We start from the raw sequence: 16910 nt of genomic DNA on the forward strand, positions 1-16910 counted from the left end.
GCCGAGATACCATGAAAACGACAATTTTACCGCCGACTCGGCCCCCGCCGAGACGACACACTCGTTCACTCACGGCCGACCCACCGGAGGTGTCGGTCGATGAGCGTCGAACTGGGTAGTGAATCGAACGTCGACGACGGCGTCACGATTGGCTACGGTGACGGTGAACGCCCCGTAATCGGGGCGCGCGCCCGGATTCGGTCCGGGAGCATCATCTACCACGACGTGACCATCGGCGACGACTTCGTCACCGGACACAACGTCCTCGTTCGAGAGCAGACGACTATCGGCGACCACGTGCTCCTCGGAACCGAGACTGTCGTCGACGGAACCACGACTATCGGGTCGCGAGTCAGCATCCAGACCAACGTCTACATTCCCACGCACACCCGCATCGGCGACGATGTCTTCGTCGGTCCGGGCGTCGTGATGACGAACGACCCGTACCCCATTCGCACCGACGCCGAACTCGTTGGTCCGACCATCGAGAACAACGCCTCCATCGGCGCGAACGCGACACTCTTGCCGGGCGTGACAATCGGCGAGGGAGCGTTCGTCGCCGCGGGTGCCGTCGTAGTAGACGACGTACCGCCGCGCACACTCGCAGTCGGTGCACCCGCCGTGCATCGCGAGTTGCCAGAACCACTCACAGGAGACAACAAGATTGGACGATGACTGACGAGCACATTTCCATCGCCGCACCCCAACTCGGTGCGGAAGAGAGAGACCGAATCGAAACCGTCCTCGACAGCGGCATCATCGCCGACGGCCCCGAAGTCAGAGGCTTCGAGCGAGAGTTCGCAGGTTACTGTGGGGCCGACCACGGTGTCGCAACGTCGAACGGAACCACTGCCCTCCACGCCGCACTCCACGCACTCGGCATCGGCCCGGGAGACCGCGTCCTGACGACGCCCTTCACGTTTATCGCGACGGCCAACGCCGTCACGTTCACTGGCGCGGACGTGGGGTTCGTCGACATCGACCCCGAGACGTACAACATCGACCCGGACGCACTCGAAGCGCGACTTCGGAGCGGCGAACAGGTCGATGCGGTCATCGCAGTCCACCTGTACGGCCTCCCGGCCGACATGACTCGACTCACTGAACTCGCAGAGACCTACGACTTCCTCCTCGTGGAAGACGCCGCGCAGGCGCACGGGGCCGAAGTCAATGGCCAGCGCGTCGGGTCGTTCGGAGACGCGGCGTGCTTCTCCTTCTACCCGACGAAGAACATGACCACGAGCGAGGGTGGGATGATTACCACGAACCACGCCGACGTCGCAGAACGCGCCGCTCGGTTCGTTGACCACGGCCGTGTCTCAGGATACGAACACGGGGAGGTTGGTCACAACTTCCGGATGACGAGTATCGCCGCCGCCATCGGACGCGCCCAACTCGAAAAGCTCCCTGATTTTACCACTGCTCGGCAGCGGAACGCCGCCGCACTCACGGAGTACCTCGAAGATGCTCCGGTCACGACGCCGGTCACTCCACCGGGCAGAACGCACGTCTTCCACCAGTACACCGTCCAGTGCGACGACGTCGGGCGCGACGCGCTCAAATCGTACCTCGATGCGAACAACATCGGAACGGGCGTGTACTACCCCAAGCCCGTTCACGAGCAAGCACCCTACAAGCACCTCTCGGTGTCCGCACCGGTCGCCGAGTCGGTCGCAAAACGCGTCCTCTCGCTTCCGGTTCACCCCGGGCTCAGTGCAGAGGACGTCGAACGCGTCGGCAAAACAGTCACGAACTACCTAGAGGTGACGACATGAGACGCTCCGTTGCTGCCGGCGTCATCGGGGTCGGTGCCATGGGAACCAATCACGCTCGTGTCTACTCCGAACTTCGCGGTGTCGAACTTGTCGGCATCGCCGACGCCGACCACGAGCGTGCTACCGCAGTCGCGGCAGACTTCGGCACCGAGGCGTTCACCATCGACGAACTGCTCGAACGAGTCGACGTCGTCACCGTCGCCGTCCCGACGCCGTACCACGCGTCCATCACGAGACAGTGCATCGAAGCGGGTGTCCACACCCTCGTCGAGAAACCGTTCGTCGACGACAAACTGGAGGGGGAAGGACTCATAGCCCTCGCCGAGTGGAACGGCGTGACCCTCCAGATTGGTCACATCGAGCGCTTCAACCCCGCGATTCGCTCACTCGAGAAAATCCTCGACGACGTCGAACCAATCGCCATTACGGCGAATCGACTCGGTCCGCCACTGAACCGTGACGTCGACGACGGGGTCATCATGGACCTCATGATTCACGACATCGACGTCGTCCTCTCGCTCGTCGATTCAGATATTACGACACTCTCAGCGACGAGTGCGGCAGACGAACAGTACGCGACGGCCCAGTTGACCTTCGCGAACGGAGTGGTCAGCACGCTGACCGCGAGTCGAGTGACACAACAGAAGACGCGCACGCTCGACATCACGGCTCCTGACCGCCTCATTCGGGTCGATTACGTGAACCAGTCGGTCCAAATTTTCCGCCAGTCGCGTCCCGACTACCTCCGCGAGAACGGGAACATCCGCTTCCGCCACGAGGTAGTCATGGAGCAGCCGATGATAGAAGCAGGCGAACCACTCAAACACGAACTCGAATCGTTCATCGAAGCGGCGATAGAGGGCAGTCCGGTAATTGTCTCCGCCGCCGATGGCCTCCGTGCAGTCGAAATTGCACAGCGTATCAAGGCCGCAGCACACGCGAACGAACAGACCGTCGAAGTCTCTGAGGAGGCACGATGACCACCAGCAGTTCTGGCCTCTACAACTCGACGCGGCCCCCAGAGGGACAGCGAACGGCCCTCACGGATGGGGCTGTGCCCGTCGCCGTCTACGGGCTTGGAAAGATGGGCCTCCCCTTGGCCGCCGTCTACGCACAGGCGACGGGAAACGTCGTCGGCGTGGATATCGACCCGGACGTGGTTCGAACCGTCAACGACGGAGAGTGCCACGTGGCGAAAGAACCCGGTCTACCGGAACTCGTCGCAGCACAGGTCGAACGCGGTGCGTTACGGGCCACGACCGATAGCGTCGCCGCGGCCGAAGAAGCGGCGATTCACGTCATCATCGTTCCGACGCCGTTGACGGACGACCGGGAACCCGACCTCGCGGCGTTCGAGGCGGTTCTAGACAGTATCGCTGCGGGACTCGCACCCGGAGATATGGTCGTCGTCGAGTGTACCGTCCCACCGGGAACGAGTCGTGACCTCGTCGTCCCGTACCTCGAATCCGAGAGCGGTCTCTCACGCACCGAGTTCGGTGTCGCGTTCTGCCCCGAACGAACGTCGTCGGGGCGAGCGTTGCAGGACATCACCGAGTCGCATCCGAAAATCGTCGGTGGCGTCGACGCGGAAGCGACCCGAGCAGCCTCGCTCATCTACGGCGAGATAACGTCGAACGACGTCATCGCCGTGAGTGACGCCACGACTGCGGAGGCCGTGAAGTTGTTCGAGGGCGTCTACCGAGACGTCAACATCGCACTCGCGAACGAACTCGCTCGCATCCGCGACGACCTCGGCATCAACGTGACGGAAGCCATCGACGCCGCCAACACGCAACCGTACTGCAACATCCACGCACCCGGCCCCGGCGTCGGTGGTCACTGCATCCCGTGGTACCCGTACTTCATCACGAGTCGTGTCTCGACAGAGACGCCGTTGATTCTGACCGCCCGAGAGGTCAACGACAGTATGCCGGCGTTCACTGCGGACACACTCCGTGACGAACTCGCGAACGCTGGCCGTACCATCGATGGCGCGACTGTCGCAGTCCTCGGGGTGACCTACCGACCCGGTGTCGCCGAGACCCGGGCGACGCCGGCAGCAGGCATCATCGACCGCCTGAGCGAGTACGGCGCGACGGTCCTCGCAGTCGACCCGATGGTCGACGACGACGACATCGCCTCGTTCGGAGCGACGCCTGTCGCACTCGGTGACCTCCCGAACAAGTCGCTGGACGCCGTCGTCGTCGTCACGCCGCACGAAGAGTTCGGCGACATCGAGTGGGCCGACTTCGACGACCTGGTCGTCATCGACGGGCGTGGAACACTCGGTGACGTCGGTCACCGCGTGTACACGATTGGAGTCGGTCCCCGAGGAAGCGGAGTCAACCATGAGTGACCTGAAGATTCTGTCCGTCGTCGGTGCACGCCCGCAGTTTATCAAGGCATTCCCCGTCTCGGCCGCCCTGCGACGCGAACACGACGAAGTGCTCGTCCACACTGGCCAACACTACGACGAGTCACTCTCGGGCGTGTTCTTCGACGAACTCGACATCCCCAAACCGGACTACAACCTCGGTGTCGGCTCCGGTCCGCACGCCGTCCAGACGGCGGAGATGATGCATCGACTCGACGCAGTCGTGGCCGACGAAGACCCAGACGTGGTCCTCGTCTACGGCGACACGAACTCGACGCTCGCGGCGGCACTCGTCGCGTCGAAGCGCGACCCACTCTTGGCCCACGTAGAAGCGGGACTGCGGAGTCACAACTGGGAAATGCCCGAAGAGGTGAATCGCGTCCTCACCGACCACTGTTCGGACCTCCTGTTCGCGCCGTCGGAATCGGCCGCTCTGACGCTCGAATCCGAGGGAATTCACGACGGCGTCTACGTGACCGGCGACGTACAGTACGACGCCATCTTACAAGTCCGAAGTACCGCACGAGACCGGTCGACGGTGCTCGAAGACATGGGCCTCCGCGACGGAGAGTACGTCCTCGCGACAGTCCACCGCGCCGCCAACACGGACGACAGGTCGAGACTGGAAGCCATCGTCTCCGGACTCGCGGACGCGGGTCGACCAGTCGTCTTCCCGGTCCACCCACGAACCGAGAACGCCCTCCACGAGGCAGGCCTCTGGGAGCAAGTCACAACCAACGAGAACATCCTCCTTGTAGACCCGGTGGGCTACCTCGACTTCGTCCGCCTCCTCGACGGCGCAGAACGCGTCGCGACCGATTCGGGTGGCGTCCAGAAAGAAGCGTTCTACCTCGACAAGCGCTGTGTCACCCTCCGTGGCGAGACGGAGTGGGTCGAGACAGTCGACGCGGGGTGGAACACACTCGTCGGTGCCGACGCCGTCGCAATCAGAACGGCACTCCAGACGGACGACCCACTCCCGGAGAAACCCTCTCTCTACGGTGACGGGACTGCCGCGGCGCGAATCGAAGACGCACTCTCGTCGTACGACGATGAGTGACTTCGCCCTCCTGTTGACGCACGACGTCGACCGGCCGTACAAGACGTATCAGAGCCTCTTCTACGCGACCAGAGAGCGACCGGCGTATCACCTCCGGACACTCCTCTCCCGCGAGAATCCGTACTGGCAGTTCGAGGACATCGTCGAACTCGAACGCGAACTCGGTGTCCGGTCGTCGTTCTACTTCCTCGACGAACCGAGTCTGCTCCGCACGGGGTCGCTCACAGACTTACTCGACCCAGCGAACTGGATAGAGCACTTCGGGCGGTACGACATCACGTCTGACGAACTCGTCGACCTCGTCCAGGACCTCGACGCCGGCGGGTGGGAAGTCGGAATGCACGGGTCGTTCCGGTCGTGTGAGGACATCGACCGACTTGACACCGAAAAACGCGAGTTGGAATCGATTCTCGGCCACGAGATTCTCGGCGGCCGGCAGCATCACCTCAAACTCGGTGACAGCACGTGGGAGTTCCACCGTGAGATAGGACTCACGTACGACGCCAGTCCCGGGTCAAGCACTGACGTTGGATTCCAGCACGGTTATCAGCCGTTTCGGCCCTTCGACGACGAGTTCGTCGTGTTCCCCCTGACGCTGATGGAAGTCGCACTTCCCGACCCCGGCGTCTCGTTCGACGCGGCGTGGGCCGAGTGTGAGCGACTCCTCGTCGAGGCCGAAGCGAACGACGCGGTGATGACGGTCCTCTGGCACCCGCGCTACTTCAACGAAGACGAGTTCCCCGGCTACCGACGACTCTACCGACAGCTCGTGGAGTGGGCGCTCGAACGAGGTGCATGGGTCGGCCCCGTCGCCGACTACTACCGAGCGTTCCTCGAAGTCGCCGAGCCCACACACGGTAACGTAGTGACGACCGAATGATGACGCCCGAACAGGAGCGGCTAGCACTCTGGCACGCGATATTCGCTGTATAACAAAGCCACCTGCTTGCCACTTCTCGATAGCGAATACTCACCACGAGCGGTATTTCTCCAACTCATGAACCAGCACTCACCGATACAGTATCACCACGAGACTGCCGTCGATATCGACCGATTACAGCAGTACGTCGACGTTCTCGACGACGTTCTCGAATACGCACGGGACCGCGACTACTCGGGATGGGACTACGGAGACGGGATGAGCAGTCGCGTGCTCCACACGATTCCCTTCGACAACAAGTGGTTCAACCTCGCCGTCCAGGAGTTCATCAAGCGGTCCCCGGTCAACGTTCGACCGCTGTTTCGCGTCGAACAGCGGCGAAACTTCAAGGGCATCGCACTGTTTGCGATGGCGAACCGAACGCGTGCACAGATAGCACCCTGGTTCGATGGTGCTGGCGACCCCGAACGCTACCGAAGCGATGCCGCGTCACTGACGGAATGGCTAGTCGACCACCAGGTTACGGGGTACAGCGGGTTCGGCGGCAGTCACCGACACAGAATCCAGCACCCGTCCGGCCGGAGTGGTCCCCGAGAGACGGTCCCGAATCAACCGAACCTCGTCTCGACCTCCTACGGAGTCAAAGCCCTCCTCGCGGGTGCTGAGTTCGACTCGCGCTACCCGGGTATTGCGAAGTCAGCGGTCGACCTCGCCGTCGAGGACCTCGACTACCGTCCGACAGACGACGGCGCAGTGATGGACTACTACCTGACCCACCCGAAGGACAGTTACACGCTCAACGCACTGGCTATCGGTGCCCGGTACTTCATCGAACTCTACGACCACTTCGGCGACGAGGAGGTACGCGAACGCGCCGAGAGCGTGTTCGATTTCGTCGCGTCGAAACAGACCGAACGCGGCGGATGGTACTACCGCGAACCGCCGACCTCGTCGCACCTCTCGATGGACAACCACCACAACGGGTTCATCATCGAGAGTCTCCTCCGCTACGAGCACATCGTCGGAAGCGGCCGGTACGACGACGAGATTGCACGCGGATTGGACTTTTACGCCCGCGAGTTGTTCGACGAGGACGGCGCTCCGAACTTCGACGAAGAGAACGCGTATCCGAGAGACATCCACGCGACAGCACAGGGGATTCTCGTGTTTACCTACGCAGGCCAGCACGAACTCGCTGCGCGCGCCATCGACTGGGCACTCGAAAATATGTACGTACCCGAAGAAGGTCGCTTCTACTTCCGAAAACATCGGTTCTACACGAAGCGCACGACCCTGATGCGCTGGTGTCAAGCGTGGATGGCCTACGCACTCTCCGAGTTCGTCGCGTCGACGATTGCCGGCGAACCCTCCCACGGGTACGGTATCGACACCCTTCGTGCAGCGACAGAGACTGCCTGAACGTCCCTCGACGTTCCTGTTTTCTGTATAGTCGCTTCATAACAAATCTCCACCCTCACGTCAACACGAATCGAGAATGTCTTCTGAGATGATATGCGCGGGGACGCCCCACTCTGGGCACCGTGTCACCGCCGGGGTGACCGCAGTCGTCGGAAGGGCGGCGTCTCGGACCCACGATGGCAACGGCCACCGGACGTATCGAGCGACCCCACGCGTCGAAGACATCCATACCTGTTCACAACCATGACAATCCAAATCGTAGAGTTCGACGAGAGTCGACGTGACGAGTGGGACCGATACGTCACGCGGTCGGGCGACGCGAGCATCTTCCACCAGTATCGTGCCCTCGAACTGCAGGCGAAGCACTCGAACTCGACACTCCATCCGCTGGTCGGGTTCAAAAACGAGCAGGCAATCGGACTGTATCCGGTGTTCGAGTTGCGGAAAGGACCCGTGAAGACCGCGTTTTCACCACCACCAGACCTCGGTGTCCCGTACCTCGGACCCGTCATGCTGGGTGCGGACAACATCAAACAGCGAAAGCTCGAACGCCGTCGAAATCAGTTCATCGAGGGGTGTACCGGCTGGGTTTCGCGTGAGATTACGCCGATATACACCCACCTTCGGGTCGGGAATTACTACACCGACATGCGAATCTTCCAGTGGGGCGGGTCTACGGTGACGCCGAAGTACACCTACAACGTCGACGTGGACCGCAGTGAAGACGACTTACTGCTGTCGTTCAGTCGGAGTGCCCGCCGGAACATCCGCGACGCGGAAGACATCTCGTCGAACATCTCTGTCGGGGGAGGGCAGACGTGGACGCGATTCTCCAACTCGTCGAAGACCGATACGACGAGCAGGATTTAGCGTTCGACGTGCCTCCAGCGTTCGTCCGCGACCTGTACGACGACCTGCCGGACGGACAGGTCCAGCCGTACGTGTTCAAAAACGACGGTGAGTTCGTCAGTGGCATCATCGTCTTGAACTACGGACAGACGACTTACCGATGGCTCGGTGGTGTCCGTCCCAAAGAGGACTACCGAGTCGACGTCAACGACCTCCTCGACTGGCAGATTATGCGCGATGCGAAGCGCGACGGGCGAGTTCGATACGACCTCGTCGGCGCGAACAACCGCAGACTCAATCGGTACAAGGGGAAGTACAACCCCGAACTGGTCACGTTCTACCAGATAGAACACGGGTCACTCCCCATCCGTGCTGCCGCACACCTCTACAAGAACGGTGTCGGGTCTGGAATCGCTGCACTCACACAGTCGAAGCGCCCGATTAGTCCGGCACGGTTGGTCTCAGGAATCGCCCCGTCGATGATGACGGCCCAACAGCGCGAATCAGTCCCCGGAGACACCGTCTCCGGCGAAAAGTAACCCTCTCAACACACAGATGTCACAACTACGACTCGAACAGATGAACCTCGACGAATGGGACGACGCACTCCCATCGTCCGGGGTCGAAGTATTCCAAACATCCGCGGTCCTCGACGCAATCGACCAGCACTTCGACGGAGAGATGCGCCTCCTCGGCGCGTTCAAAGGACAGGAACCTGTCGCGCTCCTCCCAGTGTTCGAGCGCAAGAACCCACTCGGGCGCGTCGTCGTCTCACCTCCACCGTCGATGGCGATACCCTACATCGGCCCGATACTGATGCCGAACAGTCCGAAACAGAGCGCCTACGAGTCGGTGAACAAGGAGTTCGCCGAACTGGTGATGGACGAACTCGGTGTCAGGTCGAATCGGGCGTTCGTCCGTATCCTCTGTTCACCCTCGTATCTCGACCCGCGGCCCTTCGAATGGTCTGGGTTCGCAATCAAACCTGCGTTCACCTACCGCATCGACCAGTCCACGCAGTCGCTCGACGACGTTCAGAGTCAACTTAGCCGGAGCCTCAGGCGCGAAATCCGACAGACGCAAGACCTCGACGTCACCGTCAGCAGGGAAGGAATCGACGGTGCAAAACTCGTGTACGAAGACGTGGTCTCCCGATACGACGAACAGGACGAGCCGTTCGGGATGCCGTGGGAGTTCGTCGAGACACTCGTTCGAAACCTCGACGACCGATGCCGGGTCTACGTTGCACGTGACCCAGACGGGGAGTACCTCAGCGGAATCATCGTCCCGTACTCCGAGGAGACTGGCTACTTCTGGCTTGGTGGGGCACGCGGTGTGTACGAGGGGCTGAGTGTCAACAACCTCCTCCACTGGACGATTCTCGAAGACATCGCCACCGACGAGGCCCTCGATTCGGTCACGAAATACGACCTCGTCGGCGCGAACACCGAACGACTCTGCAACTACAAATCGAAGTTCGGCGGCGAGTTGGTCCCGTACTACACCGTCGAGTCGACGGGTGTCGGAATGAACCTTGCAAAACGAACGTACCAACTCCTGAACAAGAGTGGCGAGCGGATTCCCACGAAGTAACGGACCCTGCACGCTCTCGGCACCTCCTACGCCATCTGTTTGCTCTCGATGACCTGCCAGATACCAGTTGCCTCGTTGGTGATTCCGTAGACGCGTCCTTTTTTCCGGTCTTCGGGGACGAGGAGTTCGACCAGCGAGCGTTCTCTAAGTTCTTGGAGTGCCCGGGAGACGTGCGCAACGGGACGACCAGAGTCTGCTGCAATCTGCGTCGGTGTCGCGGGACTCTCGTCGAGGCGTTCGAGAACGTCGACCCGATACCGCGAACTGATGACGAACCCGACGTCGTCCCACACAACGTCCTCGGCCATCGCACTGGCAGAACTCATGCTACACACACCTCCGTCAAGTCGTGGTACATACCCAGACGGCCTGCGGCCGGGTGAGACGGGGGCGGACGAACAGGAGAAGATTCCGAGACAGACCCCGAACAGTGCGAGGCCGGTTTGGACACCCATATTCGACCGATTAACGTCATATTAACGACTACAGTACCGGGTACCTGAATTGCCGGTCGCACTCGTTTGGAGCTCATTCGTTCGTTACTAAGAACTTAATTACATAAAGTCACCGTTGTAATAATTATCATGAGTTCGTGAACGTCAAGAAGAAACGAATAACAGTGCGAACAGAACGTTTGCAGACCCACGAGTGTCCGTGTTTACGTGTCTTTTTTCGTACAACACGGGGTGAGAGACAGTCCCGACGACTGGGCGACCCTGATGTGTCGAACGTTTCGGCGGCCGATGGTCGTCTGGGGCGTGCCAGATACAGGGCGCGTATCAGTCGCTGTCCCGGTGCACTGTCACTCGTCCTGTGTTTCCTTCAAGTCGAGTCGTGGGGCAAACGATTCGTACGTCTCGTCGCTCGAGACGATGGTGTCGCCGTCGGACTCGACGAGGTGAAGCGCGTCGAAAGGCGTGAACCCGTGGTCTTCGACGTAGGTTGCGGCGGCGACGACGGTGTCCACGTCACCGCGGACGTCCAGCAATGCAGTCGTGTTCGAGATGACGCGTTCGGTGTCTCGCCCTTCACGATACGCGACCATGAGGAGTTCGATGAGCGTGAACTGAGAGGTCCACAGGTCGTCGCGGTGCTCACGGTACACTGCTTCTGCAGCGTCACCCAGCCAATCTTCGTCCTTGATGAGGGCGAGAATGAAGTCCGTTTCCACGTACATTCAGCGTCCAGCCTCGTCGAGCGCTGCCTCGCGTGCGTCTCGGCGGAGTTCTTCGGCCGTCTTCTCGACGTCTGTGAACTCCGAGCGCAGGGCATCGAGTGGGTCGTCCTCGATTGGAATCAACTTGATACCGTCGTGAAGTTGGACGATGTGATAGTGTTCACCGTACCGCTCTCGAATCTCTTTCGGGAGCGTGAGTCGGCCACGACTGTCCAGCGTTGCCTCGGACATGTGCTCGTCTACGGTGGGCAAATACAATAATTTTCCCCGAGCTGGCGTTCTCACCCATTCAGTCACTGCGTTCGCTCCCACAGGCCGTTCCATCGGCATACAGCACACGCGTGTACTCACTCAGTCGACGGGGCGGCCACCCACTACCACGCCCTGAGACTAGAGGCGAGACTCATAACGGCGGTGGTGGTACTCACACATATGTCACCCAAGCGTCTGCTCGGCGTCGGTGGGATAGTCCTCCTCGGCGGTGTCGCGTTGGCCCTCGCAAGTCGCGCTCAGCGTGTCGCATCGAGTGCCCGTCTCGTCGGTGAACTCCTCGCAGACAGGGCCTCGACGCCAACTCGAACCGTTCGGTTCGAAGATATCGAGGGCCTCCCCAAGCCGATTCGGCGGTATCTCGAACACGTTCTGACAGAAGGTCGGCCGTACGTCCACACCGCACGACTGCACCAAGACGGTGAGTTCCGCCTCGGCGACGCGTCCGCCCCGTGGAAACCACTCGAAGCGACGCAACACTACACCGTCGAACCGCCGGGTTTCGTCTGGGACGCCCGCATCGATATCGTACCGTCCGTTCCCATTCGCGTCGTCGATGCCTTCGTCGGCGGGGAAGGATTGCTCGTCGCGAAACTGTTCTCGCTCGTTCCGGTGGCGGAAGCCGACCCATCGCAGGAACTCGACGAGGGCGAACTCGCGCGGCACCTCGCCGAGATGGTCTGGTTCCCGACGGCATTCCTTCCCGGGCAAGGCGTCGAGTGGGACGCGGTTGACGCCCACTCGGCCCGGGCGACTATCGAGTACGACGGGACGAGTGCGTCAGTCGTGTTCCACGTCGACGACGACGAAATCACGCACGTCACCGCGGACCGCTGGTACGAGATGGACGACGGGTCCTACGAGTTGCAACCGTGGACCGGATACTTCCACGACTATCACGAAGTCGATGGACTGCGCGTCCCCAGTTCGGGGGAAGTCGAGTGGAACCTCCCGGACGGCGACCTGTCCTACTGGCGGGCGGACATCGACGGCGTCGAGTACGAACCGTGAGTACGTCGAAATTGTCATCTGCCGGCGGGTTGTGGCCCCTTCGTTCGGCGCCGAGAAGGAAATCCGGAAACTCTACCACTCGTCACAGTAACCAGCGAGATAGATGAGCGACTCCGCCTCCCCGCTTCGAATTCTGCTCACCAACGACGACGGTATCGACGCCCCCGGCCTCGCCGCGATGCGCGAAGAACTCACCGCCATCGGAGAGGTGACCGTCGTCGCACCCGCGGAGAACCAAAGCGGCGTCGGGCGCGCCCGCAACGAACACGCCATCCGCCGAGACCACCCGTGGGGGTACGCCCTCGAAGGAACGCCCGCAGACTGTGTCGCGTACGGTCTCCGTGGCCTCGACGCGGACTTCGATATCGTCGTCTCTGGTATCAACGACGGCCCGAACGCCGGTAACTACGTCGTCGGCCGGTCGGGGACGGTCGGCGCAGGAATCGAATCGGCATTCCTCGGCACGCCGGCACTCGCAATCTCCAGTTACCACGCACGGGACTTCTTCTGCCACCCGCCAGAAGAGTACGACTTCTCTCGACCGGCCCGCGTCGCTCGCGCCCTCACCGAACGCGTCTGCGGGGCCGGAATCTTCGACGACGTGGACCTCCTCAACGTGAACGCCCCAATCGACGTTCCGAACCCTCGCATGCGCGTGACCCGCCCACTCGCAGACTACGACCAACAGGTCGACCACCACGACGATACCACCTTGCTCCCCGACGGTGACCGCGAAGACGGACTCGGCGACGACGAGGTTCTCGTCCGTCTGCGCGACGTGTCGTGGCCCGATACCGTCGGATACCAAAACCCGTTCCCACCGAACGACGAGTATCGAGCACGCTACCCCGTCGGAAGTGACCGCCGCGCGATGGTCGACGGCGAGGTGAGTGTCTCACCCCTCGCGGTTCACCACGGGCACACGGAAGACCCGAAACTCGCGAGTGTCGTCGAGAGTCTCTCCGAGCACGTCGAGTGAAGTAGCGACGAGTGCGTTCGGTCACCTGATTCGAGGGCTGGACCTCGCCCGGGAACAGACCGCACGTGACGACAGTTCCGAATTTCTCCTGATTTCGACTGTGTTAGCAACGCTCGCGTCGGTATCGCTAACCGCTAGGACCGCTAACATCTTCCGATGAGTCTCCGCGGGTCCACCCTCACCCTCGCCGTCGTCACGATGCTACTCCTCACGAGCGTCGGCCCGGTTACGGCGGTTCCTAACGCCCGAATTACCGTGAGTGACGCGACGGTCACACCGACCACACCCGTCGTCGGCGAACAGGTCGTCGTCTCAGTCACTATCTCGAACTCGGTCGGCAGTCCCTCTGCCGCCGAAATCGAGGAGGTCAGACTCACCGACGGTGCGGACGATAAAACCGCCCGTGCTCAGCGACTCGGCACGCTCTCTCCCGGAGATTCGGTGACCGTTCCGCTCGCGCTGACGTTCGAGACGGCAGGACCACGCAAACTCTCGCTCACCGTCACTGGAACAGACGAAGACGGAGACGACGTGCGAATCGAACGACCGGTCCCGATAGCCGTCGAAGATGCACCGCCGCTGGTAGACGTCGAAATCGAAGACGCCGTCGTCGACGCCGAAACGCGTGTCGCGGTGTCACTCTCGAATCCAACGACAGCAGACATGCGGAACATCGTCGTCTCTGTCGCCGAGTTCGGCGGCACGACACCGGTCAGAACGGCCTCGGTCGCGACCCTTCCAGCGGGTGCGACGGAGGTCCGAAATCTCACCGTCGTCCCCGCCGAAGTCGGTGAATCGACGCTCGAACTCGGCGTCAACTACACCACTGCGTCCGGGACCGAACGGACACTGAGTGTCGACACTCCCGTTCTGACGGCCGCGTTCGCCGACGACGTACAACTCACACTTAGCCCCGTCCGCGAGGGCGACGACGGTGCCGCCGCACCCGATATCGTGTCACTCCTCGCTGGAGGTGGTGGCGCAGGTGCCGCCCTTGGTGGCGGCGTGACGGACGGTGCGGACGACGAATCCACGGAGTCGACCGCCCGTTTCGACGTCGTCGTCACGAACTTCGGGTCGGCACCGATTTCAGACGTGGTCGTCGAACCCACGACACAGGGTGCAGTGCTCCCGAGACTGTCGATTCCGGGGCCAATTCCCCCGGGTGAATCGGGAACTGCGACGCTGGACCTCTCGGAAGTGCGTGAGACTGGCCCCCTCACACTCCGGGCCACGTATCGTGTCGGCGTCCAACCCGGAGAGACCACTCGCACAATCGAGTATCGACCCGCTGTCGCTGACCTCGTGTTTACGGACCTCGACGTATCCGTCGAAGACGGTGACCTCCGAATCCTCGGGAACGTCGCCAATCAGGGTCGTGGAGACGCCGAAGGCGTGGTCGTCGAACTCGCCGAATCAGACACCGTCACACCGCGTTACCCACAGCGAGATTACTTCGTCGGGCGCATCACCCCGAGTGACTTCGCTCCCTTCGAACTCACCGGCAGCGTCGCCGACGACACGACAGACGTGACGGTCACTGTTCGGTACACCGTCGACGGCGCGGAAGTCGTCCGCGAGACGGTGGTCGACGTACCGAATGAGGACCAGTCCGGTGGGTTCTCCGTGAGTGGACTGGGAGGCGGGGAAGCCGGTGCCGTATCAAGTGGTGTCGACCCGACTGGGTTGTTCTCGGGACTCGATCCGACGGCGAGAAGTATCGTCGTCGTCGCACTCGTGGTGCTTCTCGTCCTCCCGGTTGCAGCAGTGATACGTATTCGGCGTGACGCGAGATGAGTCGCCTCACTGACACACTCGTGGGGGTTGGGTCGAACCCCGAGGGAGTCTTAGCGTCGGTGTACCTCGCCCGCAGAAACCTCGCACGGAACAGTCTTCGGTCGACACTCGCCATCCTCGGAATCATCATCGGGGTGTTCGCAATCGCCACGCTCGGTATCCTCGGGAGCGTCATCCAACTCACCGCCGCAGACGCACTCGGTGGACTCGGCGACCAGGTTATTGTCTCACCCAATGCCGACGCCGGAATCGAACGGCTGACCGACCGTGACGTGACGACGATAACACGGGCCGTCGGCGAGGATGCGACGGTCATCCCCGTCGTCACTGGAGGCGCCCTCGTCGAGCGCGGAGAAGCCAGAACCTTCGCCGCACTCTACGCCGTCGAACGGCCGGGAGACCTCTTCGCCGCGGAATCGGGAGAACTTCCAGAACGACACCGCCGCGGTGCTATCGTCGGGAGCGGCGTCGCCGACGAACTCGACGTCGAAGTCGGGCGGACGATTACCATCGAGGGCCGCGAGTACCGTGTCGTCGCCGTCCTCGGCGAGTCAGATGGGTTCAACCTCCTCCAACCAGACGGTGCTGTCTTGATTCCACGAACGGCGTTCGCAGACGAATCGTACACACAGGTCATCGTCCGCGCCGAGTCGGGGAGTCAAGCAGCGACGGCAGCGGACGCGATTCGAGCGTCGGTGAACGCCCGCGAAGAGCGTGTCAGCATCCTCGAACTCTCGCGCATCGTCGACCGTATCGACCAGTTCTTTGGCTTGTTGAACGCCTTTCTCATCGCCATCGGTGCCGTCTCACTCGTCGTCGCCGGCGTGAGCATCCTGAACGTGATGTTGATGAGTGTCTCCGAACGACGCGGCGAGATTGGTGTCCTCAGAGCCGTCGGAGTTCAACGGAGAGACGTTCTTCGGACCGTTCTCGTCGAAGCCGGGTTACTCGGGTTCGTCGGCGGCGTCGTCGGTGCGGTCATCAGCGGCCTCGTGGCGCTGGGGTTGTATCTCGCCGTCCCTGAGGTGACGCTTCCGGTCGTCGTCAACCCCAGAACCGCCGGGTACCTCGTGTTCGCCGTCCTGTTCGGCATCGTCATCAGTTTGGCGAGTGGCCTCTATCCCGCGTGGCGTGCGGCGAACGAACGTCCGGTAGAAGCACTTCGCGTCAAGTGACGCCGAGAGGCGGCGCGCTTTGGAGACTGTGCTGGAGGTCGAGAACGTCGACGCTACGTCGTGGTCAAGGTGCCTGCTTGCGAGAGGTACGCAGCGAGGTCTGACGTCGTGATGATGCCGATGACGCCCTCGTCGTCGTCGACGACTGGCATGTGGTGGAACCCGTGTTCGGTCATCGACTCGGCGACGTCGGTGATTGGGTCTTGCGCGTCCGCAGTGATGACGTCGGTGGTCATGTAGCGTTCGACCGTCGTCTGCGCCTTCGGTTGACTCTTGGCGACGATTCTGACGAAATCGGTCGTCGTCAGGATACCGTCGAGGTGGTTCGATTCGTCCACGACGACGACCGAACTGATGTTGTTGTCGAGCATCAACTGGGCCGCGTCCTCCACGAGCGTGTCGGCCGTGACCGTGTGGAGATTCGTGGACATGAGTCTCGCAACAAAGATATCTTCCATAATAATTCCAGACAGAGTCAATGTATAAATGTTAGCTTCCATCACGTATTTGGTGGGTACTTCTGCAGAGCGGCGAATTCGGTGACGTGAGGT

General features: G+C 61.7%; 16 protein-coding genes and 1 pseudogene. 13 read left to right on the top strand and 4 right to left on the bottom strand.

All coding sequences use genetic code 11. The features are described 5' to 3' along the window. Window positions 1-99: 99 nt before the first annotated feature. The 9 genes and pseudogenes from GJR96_RS17410 to GJR96_RS17450 all read left to right on the top strand — a co-directional run bounded on the left by GJR96_RS17410 (window position 100) and on the right by GJR96_RS17450 (window position 9950). Window positions 100-675 (top strand): N-acetyltransferase, encoded by a 576-nt coding sequence (locus GJR96_RS17410; protein WP_151164789.1) that lies wholly within the window; start codon window positions 100-102, stop codon window positions 673-675. Further along, window positions 672-1775, top strand: coding sequence for a DegT/DnrJ/EryC1/StrS family aminotransferase (locus GJR96_RS17415; protein WP_151164790.1), 1104 nt, complete (start codon window positions 672-674; stop codon window positions 1773-1775). The genes GJR96_RS17410 and GJR96_RS17415 overlap by 4 nt, the downstream gene beginning before the upstream one ends. Continuing rightward, window positions 1772-2755 (top strand): Gfo/Idh/MocA family protein, encoded by a 984-nt coding sequence (locus GJR96_RS17420; RefSeq protein WP_151164791.1) that lies wholly within the window; start codon window positions 1772-1774, stop codon window positions 2753-2755. Before GJR96_RS17415 ends, GJR96_RS17420 begins: the two co-directional genes overlap by 4 nt. After that, window positions 2752-4131: a nucleotide sugar dehydrogenase gene (locus GJR96_RS17425; RefSeq protein ID WP_151164792.1), complete on the top strand. Its 1380-nt coding sequence runs from the start codon at window positions 2752-2754 to the stop codon at window positions 4129-4131. Before GJR96_RS17420 ends, GJR96_RS17425 begins: the two co-directional genes overlap by 4 nt. Continuing rightward, window positions 4124-5209 (top strand): non-hydrolyzing UDP-N-acetylglucosamine 2-epimerase, encoded by a 1086-nt coding sequence (wecB, locus tag GJR96_RS17430; RefSeq protein WP_151164793.1) that lies wholly within the window; start codon window positions 4124-4126, stop codon window positions 5207-5209. The genes GJR96_RS17425 and wecB overlap by 8 nt, the downstream gene beginning before the upstream one ends. Beyond that, complete coding sequence (locus tag GJR96_RS17435; RefSeq protein WP_151164794.1) at window positions 5202-6089, top strand: polysaccharide deacetylase family protein; 888 nt, start codon at window positions 5202-5204, stop codon at window positions 6087-6089. The genes wecB and GJR96_RS17435 overlap by 8 nt, the downstream gene beginning before the upstream one ends. A 117-nt stretch (window positions 6090-6206) precedes the next feature. After that, window positions 6207-7508 (top strand): antibiotic ABC transporter permease, encoded by a 1302-nt coding sequence (locus tag GJR96_RS17440; protein WP_151164795.1) that lies wholly within the window; start codon window positions 6207-6209, stop codon window positions 7506-7508. A 243-nt stretch (window positions 7509-7751) separates the two neighbouring features. Continuing rightward, window positions 7752-8824, top strand: a pseudogene (locus GJR96_RS18515) (lipid II:glycine glycyltransferase FemX); the annotation flags it as partial. 88 nt (window positions 8825-8912) lie between these two features. Next, a complete protein-coding gene (locus GJR96_RS17450) occupies window positions 8913-9950 on the top strand; it encodes a lipid II:glycine glycyltransferase FemX (RefSeq protein ID WP_151164796.1) in 1038 nt (345 codons plus the stop codon). Between the two features lie 26 nt (window positions 9951-9976). Here GJR96_RS17450 and GJR96_RS17455 read toward each other — a convergent pair whose 3' ends face one another. The 3 genes from GJR96_RS17455 to GJR96_RS17465 all read right to left on the bottom strand — a co-directional run bounded on the left by GJR96_RS17455 (window position 9977) and on the right by GJR96_RS17465 (window position 11358). Continuing rightward, complete coding sequence (locus GJR96_RS17455) at window positions 9977-10276, bottom strand: winged helix-turn-helix domain-containing protein (RefSeq protein ID WP_225317797.1); 300 nt, start codon at window positions 10274-10276, stop codon at window positions 9977-9979. Window positions 10277-10752: 476 nt separating this feature from the next. Then, a complete protein-coding gene (locus GJR96_RS17460) occupies window positions 10753-11127 on the bottom strand; it encodes a type II toxin-antitoxin system VapC family toxin (RefSeq protein WP_151164797.1) in 375 nt (124 codons plus the stop codon). Further along, on the bottom strand, window positions 11128-11358 hold the full coding sequence (locus GJR96_RS17465) for an AbrB/MazE/SpoVT family DNA-binding domain-containing protein (protein WP_151164798.1): 231 nt from the start codon (window positions 11356-11358) through the stop codon (window positions 11128-11130). A 201-nt stretch (window positions 11359-11559) separates the two neighbouring features. On the opposite strand from GJR96_RS17465, the gene GJR96_RS17470 reads away from it, so the two are divergent. From GJR96_RS17470 to GJR96_RS17485, 4 genes are all read left to right on the top strand, one after another. Then, complete coding sequence (locus GJR96_RS17470) at window positions 11560-12408, top strand: DUF6544 family protein (protein WP_151164799.1); 849 nt, start codon at window positions 11560-11562, stop codon at window positions 12406-12408. Window positions 12409-12511: 103 nt separating this feature from the next. After that, on the top strand, window positions 12512-13387 hold the full coding sequence (gene surE, locus GJR96_RS17475; protein ID WP_151164800.1) for a 5'/3'-nucleotidase SurE: 876 nt from the start codon (window positions 12512-12514) through the stop codon (window positions 13385-13387). Window positions 13388-13543: 156 nt separating this feature from the next. Then, the gene (locus GJR96_RS17480; protein ID WP_151164801.1) at window positions 13544-15184 is read left to right on the top strand and encodes a hypothetical protein; all 1641 of its coding nucleotides are present in this window, start codon (window positions 13544-13546) and stop codon (window positions 15182-15184) included. Then, entirely contained in the window at window positions 15181-16359 is a 1179-nt protein-coding gene (locus tag GJR96_RS17485) for an ABC transporter permease (protein ID WP_151164802.1), read from the top strand. Before GJR96_RS17480 ends, GJR96_RS17485 begins: the two co-directional genes overlap by 4 nt. Before the next feature lie 53 nt (window positions 16360-16412). Here the strand turns inward: GJR96_RS17485 and GJR96_RS17490 are convergent, their stop codons facing one another. Further along, window positions 16413-16817, bottom strand: coding sequence for a CBS domain-containing protein (locus tag GJR96_RS17490; RefSeq protein ID WP_151164803.1), 405 nt, complete (start codon window positions 16815-16817; stop codon window positions 16413-16415). Between the last annotated feature and the right edge of the window lie 93 nt (window positions 16818-16910).

The organism is Haloferax litoreum, assembly GCF_009674605.1.
GTDB classification, from domain to species: domain Archaea; phylum Halobacteriota; class Halobacteria; order Halobacteriales; family Haloferacaceae; genus Haloferax; species Haloferax litoreum.

Bases quoted from the DNA above. Each gene is read 5' to 3' on its own strand.
- GJR96_RS17470 (WP_151164799.1), top strand. From the start codon at position 11,560: ATGTCACCCAAGCGTCTGCTCGGCGTCGGTGGGATAGTCCTCCTCGGC.
- GJR96_RS17425 (WP_151164792.1), top strand. From the start codon at position 2,752: ATGACCACCAGCAGTTCTGGCCTCTACAACTCGACGCGGCCCCCAGAG.
- surE (WP_151164800.1), top strand. From the start codon at position 12,512: ATGAGCGACTCCGCCTCCCCGCTTCGAATTCTGCTCACCAACGACGAC.
- GJR96_RS17480 (WP_151164801.1), top strand. From the start codon at position 13,544: ATGAGTCTCCGCGGGTCCACCCTCACCCTCGCCGTCGTCACGATGCTA.
- GJR96_RS17465 (WP_151164798.1), bottom strand. From the start codon at position 11,358: ATGTCCGAGGCAACGCTGGACAGTCGTGGCCGACTCACGCTCCCGAAA.
- GJR96_RS17415 (WP_151164790.1), top strand. From the start codon at position 672: ATGACTGACGAGCACATTTCCATCGCCGCACCCCAACTCGGTGCGGAA.
- GJR96_RS17435 (WP_151164794.1), top strand. From the start codon at position 5,202: ATGAGTGACTTCGCCCTCCTGTTGACGCACGACGTCGACCGGCCGTAC.
- GJR96_RS17450 (WP_151164796.1), top strand. From the start codon at position 8,913: ATGTCACAACTACGACTCGAACAGATGAACCTCGACGAATGGGACGAC.
- wecB (WP_151164793.1), top strand. From the start codon at position 4,124: ATGAGTGACCTGAAGATTCTGTCCGTCGTCGGTGCACGCCCGCAGTTT.
- GJR96_RS17455 (WP_225317797.1), bottom strand. From the start codon at position 10,276: ATGAGTTCTGCCAGTGCGATGGCCGAGGACGTTGTGTGGGACGACGTC.
- GJR96_RS17440 (WP_151164795.1), top strand. From the start codon at position 6,207: ATGAACCAGCACTCACCGATACAGTATCACCACGAGACTGCCGTCGAT.
- GJR96_RS17410 (WP_151164789.1), top strand. From the start codon at position 100: ATGAGCGTCGAACTGGGTAGTGAATCGAACGTCGACGACGGCGTCACG.
- GJR96_RS17420 (WP_151164791.1), top strand. From the start codon at position 1,772: ATGAGACGCTCCGTTGCTGCCGGCGTCATCGGGGTCGGTGCCATGGGA.
- GJR96_RS17490 (WP_151164803.1), bottom strand. From the start codon at position 16,817: ATGGAAGATATCTTTGTTGCGAGACTCATGTCCACGAATCTCCACACG.
- GJR96_RS17485 (WP_151164802.1), top strand. From the start codon at position 15,181: ATGAGTCGCCTCACTGACACACTCGTGGGGGTTGGGTCGAACCCCGAG.
- GJR96_RS17460 (WP_151164797.1), bottom strand. From the start codon at position 11,127: ATGTACGTGGAAACGGACTTCATTCTCGCCCTCATCAAGGACGAAGAT.